At 41.7% G+C, this 17,786-nt stretch carries 20 protein-coding genes; 1 reads left to right on the forward strand and 19 read right to left on the reverse strand.

The features are described from left to right. Nucleotides 1-21 precede the first annotated feature (21 nt). From hisC to ABTV07_RS12940, 18 genes are all read right to left on the reverse strand, one after another. Entirely contained in the window at nt 22-1,116 is a 1,095-nt protein-coding gene (gene hisC / locus ABTV07_RS12855; RefSeq protein ID WP_433742843.1) for a histidinol-phosphate transaminase, read from the reverse strand. Between the two features lie 24 nt (nt 1,117-1,140). Then, nucleotides 1,141-1,512: a chorismate mutase gene (aroH, locus tag ABTV07_RS12860; RefSeq protein ID WP_433742845.1), complete on the reverse strand. Its 372-nt coding sequence runs from the start codon at nt 1,510-1,512 to the stop codon at nt 1,141-1,143. 30 nt (nt 1,513-1,542) lie between these two features. After that, complete coding sequence (aroB, locus tag ABTV07_RS12865; protein ID WP_433742847.1) at nt 1,543-2,631, reverse strand: 3-dehydroquinate synthase; 1,089 nt, start codon at nt 2,629-2,631, stop codon at nt 1,543-1,545. Between the two features lie 2 nt (nt 2,632-2,633). Further along, the gene (gene aroC / locus ABTV07_RS12870; protein WP_433742848.1) at nt 2,634-3,806 is read right to left on the reverse strand and encodes a chorismate synthase; all 1,173 of its coding nucleotides are present in this window, start codon (nt 3,804-3,806) and stop codon (nt 2,634-2,636) included. Between the two features lie 150 nt (nt 3,807-3,956). Continuing rightward, nucleotides 3,957-4,730, reverse strand: coding sequence for a CheR family methyltransferase (locus tag ABTV07_RS12875; protein WP_433742850.1), 774 nt, complete (start codon nt 4,728-4,730; stop codon nt 3,957-3,959). A gap of 139 nt (nt 4,731-4,869) precedes the next feature. Then, entirely contained in the window at nt 4,870-5,316 is a 447-nt protein-coding gene (gene ndk / locus ABTV07_RS12880; RefSeq protein ID WP_433742852.1) for a nucleoside-diphosphate kinase, read from the reverse strand. A gap of 103 nt (nt 5,317-5,419) precedes the next feature. Then, nucleotides 5,420-6,382, reverse strand: coding sequence for a heptaprenyl diphosphate synthase component II (hepT, locus tag ABTV07_RS12885; protein ID WP_433742854.1), 963 nt, complete (start codon nt 6,380-6,382; stop codon nt 5,420-5,422). Between the two features lie 16 nt (nt 6,383-6,398). Then, nucleotides 6,399-7,103: a demethylmenaquinone methyltransferase gene (locus tag ABTV07_RS12890; RefSeq protein ID WP_433742856.1), complete on the reverse strand. Its 705-nt coding sequence runs from the start codon at nt 7,101-7,103 to the stop codon at nt 6,399-6,401. 3 nt (nt 7,104-7,106) lie between these two features. Continuing rightward, a complete protein-coding gene (locus ABTV07_RS12895; protein ID WP_433742858.1) occupies nt 7,107-7,931 on the reverse strand; it encodes a heptaprenyl diphosphate synthase component 1 in 825 nt (274 codons plus the stop codon). A 187-nt stretch (nt 7,932-8,118) separates the two neighbouring features. Beyond that, the gene (gene mtrB, locus ABTV07_RS12900; protein WP_433751226.1) at nt 8,119-8,298 is read right to left on the reverse strand and encodes a trp RNA-binding attenuation protein MtrB; all 180 of its coding nucleotides are present in this window, start codon (nt 8,296-8,298) and stop codon (nt 8,119-8,121) included. A gap of 172 nt (nt 8,299-8,470) precedes the next feature. Beyond that, entirely contained in the window at nt 8,471-9,040 is a 570-nt protein-coding gene (folE, locus tag ABTV07_RS12905; RefSeq protein ID WP_433742860.1) for a GTP cyclohydrolase I FolE, read from the reverse strand. Between the two features lie 186 nt (nt 9,041-9,226). Continuing rightward, the gene (locus tag ABTV07_RS12910) at nt 9,227-9,499 is read right to left on the reverse strand and encodes an HU family DNA-binding protein (protein WP_121680748.1); all 273 of its coding nucleotides are present in this window, start codon (nt 9,497-9,499) and stop codon (nt 9,227-9,229) included. A 778-nt stretch (nt 9,500-10,277) separates the two neighbouring features. After that, nucleotides 10,278-11,756 carry a stage IV sporulation protein A gene (gene spoIVA, locus ABTV07_RS12915; RefSeq protein WP_433742862.1) on the reverse strand — a complete coding sequence of 493 codons (1,479 nt, stop codon included), beginning with the start codon at nt 11,754-11,756 and terminating at the stop codon, nt 10,278-10,280. Nucleotides 11,757-11,962: 206 nt separating this feature from the next. After that, on the reverse strand, nt 11,963-12,643 hold the full coding sequence (locus ABTV07_RS12920; protein ID WP_433751229.1) for a hypothetical protein: 681 nt from the start codon (nt 12,641-12,643) through the stop codon (nt 11,963-11,965). A 62-nt stretch (nt 12,644-12,705) separates the two neighbouring features. Further along, complete coding sequence (locus tag ABTV07_RS12925) at nt 12,706-12,906, reverse strand: DUF2768 domain-containing protein (RefSeq protein ID WP_433742863.1); 201 nt, start codon at nt 12,904-12,906, stop codon at nt 12,706-12,708. A 406-nt stretch (nt 12,907-13,312) separates the two neighbouring features. Continuing rightward, nucleotides 13,313-14,368 carry an NAD(P)H-dependent glycerol-3-phosphate dehydrogenase gene (locus ABTV07_RS12930; RefSeq protein WP_433742865.1) on the reverse strand — a complete coding sequence of 352 codons (1,056 nt, stop codon included), beginning with the start codon at nt 14,366-14,368 and terminating at the stop codon, nt 13,313-13,315. A 16-nt stretch (nt 14,369-14,384) separates the two neighbouring features. Beyond that, on the reverse strand, nt 14,385-15,695 hold the full coding sequence (gene der / locus ABTV07_RS12935; RefSeq protein ID WP_433742867.1) for a ribosome biogenesis GTPase Der: 1,311 nt from the start codon (nt 15,693-15,695) through the stop codon (nt 14,385-14,387). A gap of 146 nt (nt 15,696-15,841) precedes the next feature. After that, nucleotides 15,842-16,384 (reverse strand): YphA family membrane protein, encoded by a 543-nt coding sequence (locus ABTV07_RS12940; RefSeq protein WP_433742869.1) that lies wholly within the window; start codon nt 16,382-16,384, stop codon nt 15,842-15,844. Between the two features lie 163 nt (nt 16,385-16,547). On the opposite strand from ABTV07_RS12940, the gene ABTV07_RS12945 reads away from it, so the two are divergent. Then, a complete protein-coding gene (locus tag ABTV07_RS12945) occupies nt 16,548-16,682 on the forward strand; it encodes a YpzI family protein (protein WP_433742871.1) in 135 nt (44 codons plus the stop codon). 54 nt (nt 16,683-16,736) lie between these two features. Here ABTV07_RS12945 and fni read toward each other — a convergent pair whose 3' ends face one another. After that, nucleotides 16,737-17,786, reverse strand: coding sequence for a type 2 isopentenyl-diphosphate Delta-isomerase (fni, locus tag ABTV07_RS12950; RefSeq protein ID WP_433742873.1), 1,050 nt, complete (start codon nt 17,784-17,786; stop codon nt 16,737-16,739).

Here is a 17,786-nt window from a genome sequence, read left to right on the forward strand (position 1 = left end):
ATTCTCCCCTGCCTTTTCGTATTAAGATAAATTTGATGCTAACAGCTTCTTCATAGCCTCAATGACACCGGAATTCTGCTCTTCAGAACCAACCGTCACCCTTACACTGGTCGGGAAGCCAAGCGCCTTTCCTGATCTCACTATGTAGCCTTCAGCTAATAAACCATGAAAGACTTCGTCACCATCTCGGTTAAAATCAATTAAAATGAAATTCCCCTGGGATGGAAAATAGCTTAAACCAGCCTCATCACAAAATGTATAGAATTGTTCCAATCCTTTGCGATTATGAAGTTTGCAATTCTCGACAAACTCTTGATCTTGAATTGCGGCAGCAGCTGCGGCCTGGCCAAGTACATTTGTATTAAAAGGCTCACGGAGGGGTTCTAAGGTTTGGATAATTTGTTCATTTCCTACACCATAGCCGACCCTGAAACTGGCAAGTCCATAAACTTTTGAAAAAGTTCTTAAAACAATGAGATTTGAAAACTCCTTAATTAATGACAAGGCATCATAGTAGTCTTCAGAAACTACGTATTCATAATAAGCCTCGTCAAGGACAACGAGTACATCCTCAGGGATGCTGGACAAAAATTGAAGCAGGTCCGTTTGATTGATATAGCATCCTGTAGGGTTGTTTGGGCTGCAGACCCACACAACGGAAGTATTTTCATCGATGGCATTGAGCATCCCTTCCAAGTCATGTTCCCCGTTGATCAGGGCTACCTCCCGTACCTCTGCTCCTTCAATGATGGCATTATGTCTGTATTGTGGAAATGATGGAGCGGGCATCACCGTATTGACGCCAGGCTTCAATAATCCCCTGGAGATGATCTGTATGACTTCATCTGATCCATTCCCGAAAATCAATTGTTTTTCCGACACATCGAGATGTTCAGCCACTGTCTGCCTCAATGATGCTGCGTATCCATCCGGATAAATGGCCCTGACCGGCTTATATTCCATAAGCATCTGCTCGACTACAGGCGAACAGCCGAATGGATTCTCATTTGATGCCAATTTAGTGATTTTTTCAAGTCCATATTTTCTCTTTACTTCATCAATTGATTTTCCAGGCTGATAAGCTTTTAAATTAAGAATCTCCGTCTTCCATTTCATCGTTCCATCCCCCTGACAGTCTCTTTAATTTTCCACTTTGGGCAAATCAGGCCGCAGGATTTTTGCTTCATTTAAATAAACATGGACAATATCCGATTGCTTCTTGGAGGTATTTAAATGAATCATGATCCTGATGCATCTTTTAAGGCTTCCTTCCACCTCTAGTTCTTGAACGCACATGACGGGTACGCAGCGCCAATCCTCCGACTCGCGAATCGCCTTTGCCGGGAAAGCAGCAGTTAAATCACTTGTAGAAGAAATAAAGGCAGATGCAACCATTTCTGCTTCTATCTCATTAGCCTCTATCATTTTCTGCAAGAGATGTCTTGTACATTCAAGTATATGCTCTTCTTCATTTTTTTCAACTGTAGTGGCTCCCCGTACCCCTCTAATCATCTGTACCTCTCCTTTCGCAATGAACTTAACTCAACACTCAAATAATGAATGGAATGCTTCTGCCAATTCAGCCTTTTCCATTTTTCTTTGAACCGGTGAACCGATTTTCTCCAGCAAAACAAAATTTGGCGTTGTGTTCAATGATTTTTTATCTCTCGTCATCCATTCCCATAGTCTTTCAAAAGTGACCGCTTTATCTATTTCGATTGAATAGCCAAGCGATTCGATCCAATGAAGAAATGATGAAATCGGGAAAGAAAGAGAACAGTACTCCATGCTGAGTTTTAAAGCATAAACCATTCCAACCATCACTGCTTCCCCATGCGTAATCTTTCCATATCCAGATTCTGCTTCAATAGCATGCCCCAGTGTATGGCCAAAATTAAGAAAGGCTCTTTCCCCCTGCTCCTTTTCATCCTTATTCACAATAGAGGCTTTAATTTCAATCCCTCTTTTTAAGATGGGTGTTAACTTCCCTGACTTTTCAAGGAGGTCATCAATGGAATGAATATCCCTCATCATCATTTCAAGGAGAATCGGATCTGCAATCAATGCATGCTTGACTGCTTCTGCAAATCCGGATCTCAATTCTTTCAATGGAAGAGAATGAAACCAGCCCGTATCATAAAGGACAAATTCCGGATGATAGAATGCCCCTACCATATTTTTCCCCAAAGGGTGATTGACTGCGACCTTTCCCCCTACAGCACTATCATGTGCCAGTATGGTAGTGGGGACCTGAATGAAGCGGATCCCCCTCATATAAGTAGCTGCAGTGAACCCTGCTAAATCCCCTACTGCTCCCCCTCCGAATGCGATGATCACCGACTTGCGGTCAAGTCCGCTTTCAAGTGCTTTTGTCAGGCATCCTTCATAAATTGCCAGGGTCTTGCAGTGCTCACCTGAAGGGACAATGTGGGTGATGATTTCAGGAGCGTCTTTCAGCATTCCTGCCATTATCCCCAAGTATTGATCCGCAACATTTTTATCAGTTATGATCATGATTTTTGTTGCATCAGGAATGGCTGATTTAAACAATTGCCAAAGATTTTCACGGATCCCTTCCCCAATATAGACAGGATATGTCTTACTTTCGGCAGCAATAGTCACTTCTTCCATGATTAATACTCCTTTGTATAACTGCGATGCTCTTCAATAGCTTTTTGGAGGGCATCAAAACGGTCGCTTGAAAATTGATCGACAATCGCACAGGCGAGTTCCCATGCAACGGCAGCTTCAGCTACGACGGCAGCTGCCGGAACCGCACAACTGTCTGAACGTTCGATGCTCGCTGTAAATGGTTCCTTCGTTTCAATATCGACGCTTTGCAATGGTTTATATAAGGTCGGTATCGGCTTCATGACGCCCCTTACAACTATAGGCATCCCAGTAGACATTCCACCTTCGAAACCACCAAGTCGATTCGTTTTTCTTGTATACCCCTGTTCTTCCGACCATGTGATTTCATCATGGACCTCGCTTCCAGGCTTGTCTGCCATCTCAAAGCCTAATCCAAACTCAACACCCTTAAATGCGTTAATGCTGACGATTGCTCTTGCCAACTTTGCATCGAGCTTTCGATCAAAATGTACGTAGCTTCCAACACCTGCGGGCATACCGTCAACAATAACTTCTACAATCCCGCCGATGGAATCTCCATTTTTCTTTGCATCATCGATAGCTTCCATCATTTTTATTTCCGCTTCGGGATCCAGGCACCGGACTTGGGATGCTTCTGATCGTTCTTGGATTTCCTGGATAGACGTATGGGATGTTTGTGCTGTTTCGATTCCTCCAATTTTCACGACATGTGAAGCTACTTCAATTCCCAAGTGTTTCAGGAGTTGTTTTGCAACCGCACCCGCTGCGACTCTTACTGTGGTTTCCCTGGCGGAAGAACGTTCTAACACATTCCTCAGATCACGGTGTCCATATTTCATCCCACCGACTAAATCCGCATGTCCGGGACGGGGTCGCTGAATCTTTCTTTTGATTTCTTCCTCTTCATCATGACTGATCGGTTCAATTCCCATGATTTTTGTCCAATGCTTCCAGTCTTTATTTTCCACCGTAAGCGATACGGGAGATCCTAAAGTATATCCATGACGCACTCCGCTGGATATGACTGCCTGGTCCTTTTCTATCTGCATCCTTCTTCCTCTGCCGTATCCTTTTTGCCTTCTTGCCAATTCATTATTAATATCCTGCTCCGTCAACGGCATACCGGCGGGCAGGCCTTCAATGATCGTCGTTAACTTTGGTCCATGAGACTCTCCTGCTGTTAAATATCTCATATTCTTTCCCCCTTCAACTCGTTAAAGGATATATGTTTTCCACTATAACATAACTTTATTGTCTGCTACCAGCGATAAATTAGATACAAAAAGAAAAAAGGCCACCCTCCTGTACAATGAAACTCGACAGGTATCAGCCCTTCCCTCCTACTATTGTTTTTGATAGAAAAAAGTATCTTCTATTGCGAAATTAAAGATGCCTGGATTGAAAATTTGTTCAGTACTCCCTACAAACAGGGTTCCCTCCCGCTTTAAGGAATTGCTGAAGTTTTGATAGATCTCAGTTTTGGCTTCCTCCGTGAAATAAATCAGTACGTTCCTGCAAACAATTAAGTCCATTTGCTGAGGGAAGGGATCTGCCAAAAGGTTATGACTTTTAAATTCAACCGTTTTTTTTATGTCCTCGCTGATTTTATAGAAGGAACCTTCTTTCTGAAAAAATTTCTTTTTCATTTCCGAAGGCACTTCATTCAATGACCTTTCAGGGTATACCCCCATCTTTGCGCGCTGGATGGCATTCCTATCAATATCGGTAGCCAGGATCGAGATTTTGGACAACGGCATGAATTTAGATAGAATCATGGCAAGCGTATAAGGTTCTTCGCCAGTGGAGCAGGCTGCACTCCAAATTTTAAGGCTGGTGTTTTCCGACAAAAGCCTCGGGAGGATTTTATTCTCCAACACAAACCACCTGGCTGCATTTCTGTAGAATTCAGATACATTGATCGTCATCCGATCTAAAAATTCGTTAAATAGAAGATCGTCTTTCAGCATGGCTTCATAATAATTTAAAAAAGAAGCGTACCCCTTTCTTTCATATAATGATGTTAATCTTCTTTTCATTTGGGCTTCCTTATACAAAGAAAGGTCGATGCCGGATTTATTTTTGATATTCAGTACAAATTGATTATAATCATGAGCCATTCTCATTTCCCCCGGGTATGAAGCTATCTTTTTTTGCTATTTCCATTATATCCAAAAATGAGAAAATTGGGGTAATAAAATCAAAAAGCTGTCCAAAAGTGAATACTTTCAGACAGCTTCTTGACTCTTTAATATTGGATTAGTAGACCCATTCTGAGATTAACTTGGAATATTCCACTAGTTCTTCTTGTTTGAAGAATAAGCCGATTTCTCTTTCAGCACTTTCAGGAGAATCTGAACCATGGATGATATTTTTGCCGACTGTTACAGCATAATCACCGCGGATTGTTCCTGGAGCTGATTCTTTAGGGTTTGTAGCTCCCATCATAAGACGAGCAGTAGAAATGACATTTTCTCCTTCCCAAACCATTGCAAATACTGGTCCGGAAGTAATGAAATCTACTAATTCCCCAAAAAATGGGCGCTCTTTATGCTCACCATAATGCTGCTCGGCAAGTTCTTTAGAAATACTCATTAGTTTAGCACCAGCAAGGTGAAAACCTTTTTTCTCAAAACGAGCAACGATCTCACCGATTACTCCACGCTGCACGCCATCAGGTTTTACCATTAAAAAAGTTTTTTCCACAATTACCCACTCCTATTGTATGTATAAGTGATTCTGTTTTGGACAACCCACGAAAATAGTAACACTGATTGGCGGTTTTGGCAACGTTTCCATTTTAAATTTTCTAATATTTTCGCTTCCCGATATAATTCGCAATATCTCTGAACGTCTTCTTCGTCCGCCCATTAGGGAGGCTTTCCAAGATTCCAAGAGCCTTATCGAGATAACGCTGGCTGATTTTATGGGACTCTTCAATAGCACCTGTTTGCTTTATAAATTCAATCAAGGCGTTCATCTCTTCCTTTGTTGTCTCTTCATTTACTTGAATGATTTTTTCTTTCACTGATTCGTCATTCATTGCAAATAGGACCGGCAAAGTGATGTTGCCCTGTAGGAGATCACTTCCCGCAGGCTTGCCCAATTCTTTTTCCGTAGCGGTAAAATCAAGGATATCGTCGGTAATTTGAAAAGACATCCCCACATAGTAGCCAAATAAAAACAGTTTCTTATGTATATGCTCTTCTGCTCCTGCAGCTATGGCACCAAGCTGGCAGCTGACCGCTATCAAAAGGGCAGTCTTTCTTTTGATCCTGCGGAAATAATCACGGAGATTTTGATTATATCTATATTTATCTTTGATTTGTTCAATTTCGCCGATACATACTTCAACAATGGTATTCGCAAGGATTTTATGTGCTTCAACCGCCTCAACGTTCGTCATGTATTCCAGGGATTTTGCAAAGATATAATCACCTGTATACATGGCAATCCGATTGTCCCATTTGGCTTTAATGGTAGGTTTACCCCTTCGCAACTCGGCATCATCGATTACATCATCATGCACAAGGGAGGCCATATGAATCAGCTCAAGTGCCACAGCGACATTCTTAATCGTTTGAATATCATACCGTCCGAATTTTGCAGCCAGCAGAACGAAAACAGGGCGGATGCGTTTTCCGCCCGCCTGCAGCAAATGGAGGGAAGCCTCACTCAATAAAGGAGAATGGGATTCAATTGCTTTTTCCAGCTCTTTTTCGATTAAATCGATATCCGCTTTTAAAAACGAATACATCATGTTTAATTTCATACCATTTCCACCCAGCTTAAGAATTCGTGTCTTTGAAGCCCATATGCATAGCAGCTGCTCCACCGCTATATGGCTTGTATTTCACATTTCGAAACCCTGCTTTTTCAAACAGTTTTGCCAGTTCTTTCATCCCCGGGAAATCCCGTGCAGATTCCTGAAGCCAGGAGTACTCATTGTAGCTTTTAGCAAACATTCTCCCGAAGACCGGCATGATAAATCGAAAATAAAAATAAAATAGTTGTCTGTAAACAGGCATTGTCGGCTGGGATGTTTCAAGACATACGGCAATCCCGCCTGGTTTCAACACCCTGTTCATTTCTTTTAGCACATGAAGATAATCCGGTACGTTCCTTAAACCGAAGCCGATCGTAACATAATCGAACGTATTATTATCAAATGGGAGTTCCATCGCATTTCCATGGATGAGTTCAATTTGGGGGATGTCTTTTACTTTTTCCTTGCCGATCTGAAGCATATTTTTACTGAAATCGAGTCCAACTACCCTGCCATCTTTTCCGACTGCTTCAGAAAGTGCAATGGTCCAATCCGCTGTTCCACAGCACACATCAAGTGCAGCAGACCCTTTTTTAACATCCATTTCCTTCATCGTATCTTTGCGCCATCGTTTATGCTGCTGAAAACTGATGACTGAATTCATTTGGTCATAATTATCCGAAATTTTTTCAAAGACTTTATGGACTCTCTGTTCCTTTGACTGCATAACTTATCCTTCCTCTGCATAAAGTTTCGAAATCGCTGAACGGCGATTCGTGATCTGGTTGATTCTTTCGAGGAGAAATTCATTAGGAACAGGGAACTTATGGACCATTTGATCTATTAATTCTTTTGTATGCTCAATGTATTTCTCGCAAATTCTAAGCAGCATCCTGTTCTGATCCGGAGAAAGTTCTTGATTTAGATCGACTTTTGCAAAAGAGAATTTTTTCAGTCCTTCAAACAAGACGCTTGTTCCCTTTTGAATGAATTGTTCCTTTTCCTCGACCAATCTCTTCAAAAAGAGAAACTGTTCCCCGAGGCGTGCAATCACTTTCTCATTTTCATTGAAATAAGTGTAGAACTTTTCAAAAATGGATATTTCCACTTTCTTCAGGCTCGCCATGAATGCTTCTATGTTCTGACTTTCTTTTTCATAAATCGCAATCTTATGTTCATTTACAAGCTTAATCCCTTGAGCAAGGGTCCTGACTAATGTGACGTTTTCGAGATCAGCCAAAAGCTTGTAATATAACCCGCTGAAGTAATCTCCTGCAAGAACAGTAAGCTGACGCTCCTTCAATCGGTCTTCCTCATGATTATTTATTCTTTCATGGGTATCAAGGGCAATTTGAACAAGCATGGCTGTTGTCACATATTTTTCTACTTCATCAGTTTCAAGCTGTCCGTCCTCTATGCTCGAAAGAAAAAATAGGATGCGGTCTTCATCGATGACCGGATCTACTATAAATTGCTGAAGGTAGGAATGTGTCAATTTTTGTTGGACCTTTTCTTTTATCACAGCAACCTGCTGCATGCTATGTTGCAAATTCATAACCCTGTATCCCCATTTCTCTGCAGAAAAATATCTTTTGTATACGAATAAAACGATTATGTAGCGGTGTGCCGGCAGATGTTAATTACTTTTGGCCAGCAGACCAAGTGTATAAGCCACTGTTGATTATATCATAAAAAAGGAGCAACTAGCGAATATCCGCTATTTTTTCAGAAAAGCAGGGAATTCATTCACTGTCGACTTCCCCGACATTCGTTATGATCTTTGCATTGCCCCGGATTTTAATGGCTGATGTATGTTCAGTAAATTGCGCAATCATTACTTCACCCTTATCGAGCTTCTCAGAGTGATGAAAGCGGGTATCCGTTCCCCTTGTCAATCCAATGACACTCACTCCATCTTCCATTGCTTTTATCACAACATAGTCGCTCTGGTTATTGGCATTCTTCAACTTTTATTCACCCCTTCAATAAGAATAAGAGCCAACCCAATCCTGCAGCAAAAATCCCAAACTTTTCAACTAGCTTGTCAGGACGCTGCTTACAGTTATTTTTGAGTCAGCTTCTTAATTTCATGTATTAAGATTTATGAATCAATGACAGGACTTCAGCCCTTGCCGTACGATCTTCTGCGAATGATCCCCTTACGGCTGTCGTTACCGTACTTGAACCCGGTTTTTGGACGCCTCTCATTGTCATGCACATATGCTCTGCTTCCACCACTACCATAGCTCCATGCGGCTCAAGCTTTTCCATGATGGCCTCTGCCACAGTAGAAGTAATCCTTTCTTGGAGCTGCGGCCTTCTTGCTACCGTCTCGACGGCACGTGCGAGCTTGCTTAATCCAGTAACTTTTCCGTTTTTCGGAATATATGCAACATGCGCCTTTCCGTAAAAAGGAACAAGATGATGTTCACACATTGAGTAGAATGGGATGTCTTTAACAAGGACCAATTCTTCGTGATCCTCCCCAAATACAGTCTCAAAGTATTCTTTAGGATCCTGATTCAATCCGCTGAAGACTTCTTCATACATTTTTGCAACTCGTTTCGGCGTGTCTAAAAGCCCTTCACGATTCGGATCTTCCCCAATGGCCTCTAGTATCAAACGCACTGCCTCTTCAATCTGTGCGCGGTTCACTTCTCCCATGATGCTTCTTCCTCCTACACTTCTAGTGATTCCATTATGTTGATAACATGTTTTATATTAGCACAACCGTCCTTCTACAGCAAAGGAGAGTGCTCTATCATAGAGTGTTCCCGCAATTGATCAAAATAATTGAAAAGAGGGCAGCCATTAGGCTACCCTCTTCCCTATGCAGATTCGCATATGTAATTACTTAACAGCTTCTTTAAGCGCTTTACCTGGTTTGAATGCAGGTACTTTGCTTGCTGCGATTTCGATTTCTTCACCAGTTTGTGGGTTGCGTCCTTTACGAGCCGCGCGCTCACGTACTTCGAAGTTTCCGAAACCGATAAGTTGTACTTTATCACCTTTTGCTAAAGCATCTTGAATAGATTCGAAAACAGCATCAACTGCTTTAGTAGCGTCCTTTTTAGAAAGCTCAGTTGCTTCTGCAACAGCATTGATTAATTCTGTCTTGTTCATGCCATTCACCTCCTCCCAAATTATGTTCTTACAGTTGTTTTCCTTATTAATTACATTTGTAAACATAATTGACGATTTCTATACATCAAAATGTCTAAAAACCGCATGAATCGTGGATGTATAAGGCATCAACAACAATTCTGTTAAAAGATTATCATAATAAATTTGCCTTAGCAAGAATAATTCGATAAATAATGGGAATCTTTTCTTATTTGAAACATAAATGTAATAGGTTATTCCTTTATTCTCCAAAAAAAGCTTCAAATATTTAGGGTGCTCCGGCTTTTTTGGGTGAACTTGTTGGTGATTTTGTTGGCGGCCTTCTGGGTGACTGTCTGGGTGATCTCTGAGTGACTGTCACGCCCCGGTTTTTGTCGAATTTTGCATTAGATTTTTGGTTTTTTCTAATCTTTGTGATGACGTTGCTAGCTCATTGATTGGTTAGGTGCCCTTTGGCGCATAAGAAGATAGTTTTAGCGCATAAACCACCTGAACCGGCGCATAAGGTCATTTTCTCGCGCATAGAAGGGAAAAGTGGCGCATAACTAAGAATTTCTCGCGCATAGAGACCAGTATCCGTTCTAAAATCCCCTAGTTCCCATGCTATTGTCCCTCACCGCCTCACTGCGGGAACATTTTTCCGATTCAAACGGGGTCTATTTGTTCTCCTCGATACCTGGAATGTAGAAAATTTCTACAATTTTTCAAAGGTTTCATGTAGATCATCTCTTCACATAAAAAAAGCCGAGCCTCCTTTTGGGTGCTCGGCAGATAAATTTTATAGAATGATGGCGATCAAACCGCCTGAACCTTCATTGATGATTCGTTCAAGTGTTTCTTTTAATTTATATCTGGCATTCTCCGGCATTAAGGAAAGCTTCGCTTGGATTCCTTCTCTTACAATAGAGCTCAAGCTTCTTCCAAAAATATCGGAACTCCAGATGGAAAGCGGATCATCCTCAAAGTCCTGCATTAAATAGCGGACCAGTTCTTCACTCTGCTTCTCAGTGCCGATGATCGGGGCAAATTCAGACTCGACATCGACTTTGATCATATGAATGGATGGCGCGACCGCTTTCAGCCTTACACCAAATCTCGCGCCTTGGCGGATGATTTCTGGTTCATCCAGGCTCATATCAGCCAGCGACGGAGCTGCAATACCGTAGCCTGTTTGCTTCACCATCCTTAGAGCATCCGAGACTTGATCATATTCTGCCTTAGCATGGGCAAAGTCCTGCATCAACTCCAGCAGGTGGTCCTTGCCTCGGATTTCAACCCCTACAATTTCCTTCAGGACCTCATCATACAGTTCATCCGGAGCGTATAAGTCGATTTCAGCGACCCCCTGCCCCATATCGATCCCCGCCAATCCTGCACGGTCGATAAATTCGAAATCACTAAAGAATTGGACCACCCGGTCAACATCTCTCAAACGCTTGATGTCTTTAACTGTCTCTCTCACTGCTTCCTGGTAGTTTTCACGCAGCCAATGATTTTCATTGAGCACCATTACCCAGCTTGGAAGATTCACATTGACCTCTAAAACAGGGAATTCAAACAGCGCTTCACGCAACACGTTCATCACATCTGTATCACGCATGCTTTCAACTGACATGGCAACAACCGGGATATCATACTTCTCTGCTAATTTGCTTCTCAATGCATCTGTTTCAGGATGATGCGGCCTTGCGGAGTTGATGACCATAATGAATGGCTTGCCAACTTCCTTCAATTCCTCGATCACTCTCTCCTCCGCTTCTACATAATCGTAGCGGGGAATTTCACCGATCGTGCCATCAGTGGTAATGACCACACCAATCGTAGAGTGTTCTTGAATGACTTTCCTTGTACCGATTTCCGCAGCCTCATGGAACGGAATCGGTTCTTCATACCATGGAGTATGGATCATTCTTGGTCCATTCTCGTCTTCATATCCTTTTGCGCCTGGAACTGTATAGCCTACACAGTCCACAAGGCGGATATTCACTTCAAGACCTTCATCAACATGAACTGAAATGGCCTGATTCGGAACAAACTTTGGTTCTGTCGTCATGATGGTCTTTCCTGCTGCACTTTGAGGAAGTTCATCCTGTGCTCGAGCACGCTCCCCCTCATTAGAAATATTAGGAAGAACGACAAGCTCCATGAATTTTTTTATGAATGTTGATTTACCTGTTCGAACCGCCCCTACTACACCTAAATAAATATCACCGCCGGTTCTTTCGGCAATATCCTTGAAAATATCGACCTTTTCCAAGAGATTCCCTCCCATTCAATGAGTTCCGGGATATTTCATCCGTAACTATTAGTAGACACTATATATTTATGATGTTGTCCTATTCTGATATGACTAAAATTTTCTTTTTCCCCCTTAAAATTGATAAATCATTGGTACTATTCCAAAAGAAAAGAATAAAAAAAGACCCTTCTTCAACAATATATTGTGCTAAAGAAGGGTTATGCCTATTTTATCAGGAAAACAGGCTCATTATTTTGATCTACTGTATACGGCAATGAAAAAGCCGGCACAAAATCAGAGTCCTCAAGCAAAATTGACCTGATATCATCTCCGGGTTTAAAATTTTTATTCTTATGTTTCTTTAATGCTTCATACAGGTCGCTCCGATAGTCGACAAAAATGTCCCCTGCCCCGTTAAGGACAAATGACAAGTTTTTTTGTGAATACGGAGAGACTGCATAAGGTTCTTCCTTATATCCAATCCTTTTATAATCTATGGAATACACATTATCAGCCAATTCCGATTTAAAAGGAGGATAGTCTAGGGCCTGCATCCTGATTTTCATATCCCGGATTTGATCGGCCATTCTTAAATCAAAGATTTTTACGGTGGGATTTTTTTCAACGTCTACCAGGACATATTGAAAGATTCCGCCGCTCTCAAATGCATTTCCGGGCGGTTCAGCCATATATTTAGGAGTTATCCGCTGAAAGTCAATTGGGTATTTTTCATAGATTGGCGTATTTTGGTCCCTCGTTTTAATAGGAAGGATGCCCCCGTTAGCCGATTTAAATTGATCGACTGCAGACTGCACGGATTGGATCTGCTCCTTATACGGGACCTTATTTTGGGCCAATTCATCCTGTGGATACATGCATCCGCTTAATGAAAAAATGAGCATCATTAGAAAGGATGCTTTAAAAAAGGCTTTCAAAATATATTTCTCCTTTCACCCTAACTAGACAGCTAGCTATTGGGACTTGAAAATACTACATAAACCATTAAAAGTCCGCTTAAGATTAAAAATATGTATGCAAAAAAGGCCACAATAAATTTCACTAGCTTCAATTTTATTTTATATCTGCTTAAATAAATCGTCAGTATCGATAAAATCATCAGACCCATAGAAGCAAAGGATATCCACATTTTCATCATACCAGGAGACATGTCCACCCCTCCTTTTACTAAGGCTCTTTTCTCATCCTTTGCAGCTTTAGAAATTAACGCAGAATAGATTATGTAACCTTAGCAGAATATTCAGCAAGAAAAGAGCCTGGATACTCTATATCAAAGCGCCAAACAGTTATTTTTACGTTAAAATCAGCATTAGGATTTTAACAACAATGTTTACGAAAATAGCCTAACTAATAACCGCTAGTAATTATAACACATGATTCCTACGTGAATTATGTATATTTATCAAATTCGTAATCGTTTTCACTAATTGAAATAGAAAAACTGAAGCAAGTATTTCCTGCCTCAGTTTTTCTGACGATTCGCCATCCCCGGCTTTAAAGCGTTTATTCTTCATCTATATCCTATGCTGAATTATTCAGCATGCATCAATAAATGCCTATTCTTCTGTTAATCTTTCGCCTAAAATATTGACTAAATCGTCCATTTCATTCGTTTTCCCCCTTGCCATCAAGCGATCGACAGCATCTTTAGGGTTTTCTTCGTTGACTAAAATGTTGTACAAAGCATCAGTAATCGGCATATTCACATCATATTTTTGAGATAGCTGATAAGCAGCCTTGGTTGTTCTGACGCCTTCTACCACCATTCCCATGCTTGACAGGACATCCTCTAATTTTTTACCTTTTCCAAGCATGTTCCCGGCACGCCAGTTCCTTGAATGGACGCTTGTACATGTGACGATCAGGTCACCAATTCCTGCGAGCCCTGAAAACGTCAACGGATTTGCGCCCATTTTTGTCCCGAGACGGGCAATTTCAGCTAATCCCCTAGTAATCAAAGCTGCCTTGGCATTATCCCCGTAGCCAAGACCATCTGCAATACCTGCTGCAAGAGCAATGATATTCTTCAACGCTCCGCCGATTTCAACCCCAACGATATCAGGATTTGTGTAGACCCTGAAGTTTTGGTTCATGAAAAGATCCTGGACTCTTTTGGCCGCTTCCATGTTAACGGCTGATACTGTCACTGTCGTCGGATGTCTGAGACTTACCTCTTCTGCATGGCTTGGACCTGATAAGACTACGATGTCTTCAACAAGAGATTCAGGCATTTCATCCTCGATCATTTCCGAAATCCTTAAATGGGTATCAGGCTCAATCCCTTTACTGACATGCACAATAGTAAAAGGGGAATGGGCAAATCCTTTGATTTTATTCAGTACTTCACGGATGGCTTTTGTTGGCACGGCCAGTATGATGGTTTTTACAGAATCAAGGGAATCTTCCAGATCGCTATACCCTTGAATGCCGTCGGGAAGCAGAATGCCAGGAAGATATTTTTCATTTTTCTTCTCTTCATTTATTCGCTGAATATGATCGGGATTTTGTCCCCAAAGACGGACATCATGTCCATTATCAGCAAGTACCATTGCAAGGGCCGTCCCCCAGCTTCCTGCACCGAGGACAGCAATTTTTTCTGAGTGCTTCACCATCTTCACCTACTTTTCATTATTTCCTGGATCTTGAAATAATTCGGATAGGGGTACCTTCAAAACCAAAAGCTTCCCTGATCCGATTTTCTAAAAATCTTTGATAGGAGAAATGCATCAGTTCCGGTTCATTGACAAATACGACAAATGTCGGCGGTTTAACAGCGACTTGGGTCGCATAATAAACTCTCAAACGCTTGCCTTTATCTGTCGGTGTCGGATTGGTTGCGATTGCGTCCATGATAACCTCATTCAGTATGCTGGACTGAACGCGGAGAGAGTGGTTTTCACTTGCTATGTCAATCATAGGCATAAGTGTGTGAACCCTCTTCTTCGTTTTAGCTGATAGGAAAACGACAGGGGCATAGCTTAAGAATTGGAAATGTTCCCTGATGTTCTGTTCGAAAAGTTTCATGGTCTTTTCATCTTTTTCGACAGCATCCCATTTATTTACAACGATGATTACCGCTTTTCCGGATTCATGGGCGTATCCAGCGATGCGCTTGTCCTGCTCGCGGATCCCTTCTTCCCCATTCAGGACAACAAGGACGACATCAGATCGTTCTATCGCCCGCAATGCACGAAGAACACTGTATTTTTCAGTGCTTTCATACACCTTTCCTTTTTTCCTCATACCAGCTGTGTCAATCACAACATATTCTTGTTCATCAAACGTAAAAACAGAGTCAATCGCATCCCTTGTCGTTCCTTCAATATCACTCACAATGACACGGTCTTCTCCAATGAGTGCATTGAACAGAGAAGATTTCCCTACGTTAGGACGGCCGATCAAACTAAATTTTATGACGTTTTCGCCATATTGGTCCCCTTCATCGGTTGGGAAGAATTTAGCGGCTTCATCGAGCAAATCTCCCAGGCCTAAGCCATGGGATCCTGAGATTGGATATGGTTCGCCAAATCCCAGTGCATAAAAATCATAAATCATGTCTTTCATATCAGGGTTGTCTATTTTATTCACGGCTAAGACAACCGGTTTTTTTGTTTTATAAAGAATTTTCGCAACCTCTTCATCCGCAGAGGTGACGCCTTCACGGCCATTGACTAAAAAGATGATGACGTCCGCTTCATCAATAGCAATTTCCGCTTGCTGCCTGATTTGTTCCATAAAAGGCGCATCGCTTATTTCGATGCCTCCTGTATCAATAATATTGAATTCATGAGTAAGCCATTCTGCACTGCTGTAAATACGGTCTCTCGTAACCCCCGGAATATCTTCGACGATGGAAATCCTCTCGCCGACTATTCGGTTGAAAATAGTTGATTTACCTACATTAGGGCGACCGACTATGGCAACAACTGGTTTTGTCATGATTTTCACCCTTTCTCTAGCGACATTAAAGTACATATCAATTTTTTTATCATAAACATTCAGGATAAAGAAAACCCTTCTTTTTAGAAGGGTCTAACTTATATATATTATCAATAAACTTCCTGCTAGGCAATAACAATCCATATTTAGCCTTGTTTGCCCTTCCCGACATTTTGTTTTGCTTCAAAATATCCAGAGACGACCTTCATGCCTTCGAGGGCCAAAAATGCGGTGCTAACATATGCTGCGATATCCAGTATTTCAGGCGAGCCAATTGGCATGTCCATACCCCATTTATTTAAAAGGATGACAGTGGCAGCATGTCCGAAGAACAGCCCAAGGTATAGTGACAGCATACTCTTCTTTAAATCTCCTGGGGTTATCATTTGAATAAGGAAAAACAGGAAAAGTGAAAGCATCCATTTGGAATCAAAGATCACCCAAACCGGGTCGAAGATTTTCATTAGCATGAACCCGCCTGTTCCTGCGCAGATTGTAAGACTGTATATAAGCAATCGCAATTTTTCTATTAGGGAGTATGCAGTAATTTCAATCATACAGAATAAAAAGATGACAATGGCAGCTGCCTGGAATGAAATAGGGGAAATTTCAATGACATACGGATAAACCGCAATTGTACCAAGACTTAGAATAGACAAAGAAAGCCTTCTCTGTGCATGCTTATGCATAAAAAAAGTACTCCATATCCAAACAATCCATAATAGCCACAAAAAGTAAAGTCCTTCCATTCATGCTCCACCATCCTTTCAGTACCATTATGGTAAAGAAAAGAAAAGATTATCCATGAATAGAGATTATTTGTTAGGAAAAGTTACTCATAGGAGGTGCAGCATGGGAAAAGACAGACAAGAAAAGAAATTAAAAGCAGGCAAAACCGTTGAATCAGATCGCGACCAGGCTCTTCACTATAAGGGGTCTACAAAACTGGAAGGACCAGAAGAAGCAAGGAACAGGCAGCGCAGTTGAATATAGCCCTACAAAAAGGAGGTCGTCTTTTTACAAGATGACCTCCTTTAATTACTACCTTTGACTATATTTCTTTGTATCAATTCCACGCTGCCCCAGGAAATGATATGTGTTCCCTGAAATCATAATCGGCGCGTTGCGAAGACCTTGAATTGTCGGCTGTCCAAGAGCGCACATCATGACTTTCATATCTTCCTTTAATTCAGAGATTTCCGAGATTAGTCCTCCGACTCCCTCCTGCATCAAGGTTTTCAACAAAGGGCCTGCCATTCCTGCAGCAGCAGCACCAAGACTGATTGCTTTCAATATGTCATCAGCGCCCTTGATGCCTCCTGAGGCTAATACAGGCGTAGAAGGCGCCCCATGAGTGATTTCGGCTATAGATACGGCAGTCGGAATTCCCCAATCATTAAAGTATTCCAGTATCTTTTTCCTTCTCGAATTTTCAATTTCAGCAAAATTAGTCCCGCCATATCCTCCTGCATCAATTGCAAACGGTGACACAGAAGCCAATTTCCTTGCAGTTTCCATACTTATGCCAGCCCCAGTTTCCTTAATGATAACTGGAACGCCGACAGAATCTATGATCGCATGAATTCTCTCGAGGGCACCTTTAAAGTCTCTGTCTCCTTCCGGCATCGTTAATTCCTGAATGACATTCAAATGTATCTGAAGGACATCAGCCCTGAGCATTTCAACAGCTTCTTTTGCTTGGTCAACCGCTGCCTCACTTCCTAAGTTAGCAAAGACAATACCGTCGGGATTCACTTTTCGAACAATCTCAAAGGATGGTCTTTCACTTTTATCTTTTATGGCTCCCATCTGAGAGCCGACAGCCATGGCCGTATTTGTTTCACGGGCAGCAATGGCGATCTGCTCATTAATTTCCTGTGTTCTAACCCCGCCCCCACCAGTCATGGCATTAATAAAAAGAGGCGAACTTAAATAAAGTTCGCCTATGACTGTATTTAAGGTGACGTCATCCAGTGAAAGATCAGGAAGGCTCTGATGTACAAATTGAATATCAGCAAATCCCGCCTGCCCATTATTTCCTGTTGTAAGTGCATATTTAATATGCTCCAGTTTGCGCTTAGCCCTAGTCAA

The organism is Falsibacillus pallidus (assembly GCF_050990905.1).
GTDB classification, from domain to species: domain Bacteria; phylum Bacillota; class Bacilli; order Bacillales; family DSM-25281; genus Falsibacillus; species Falsibacillus pallidus_A.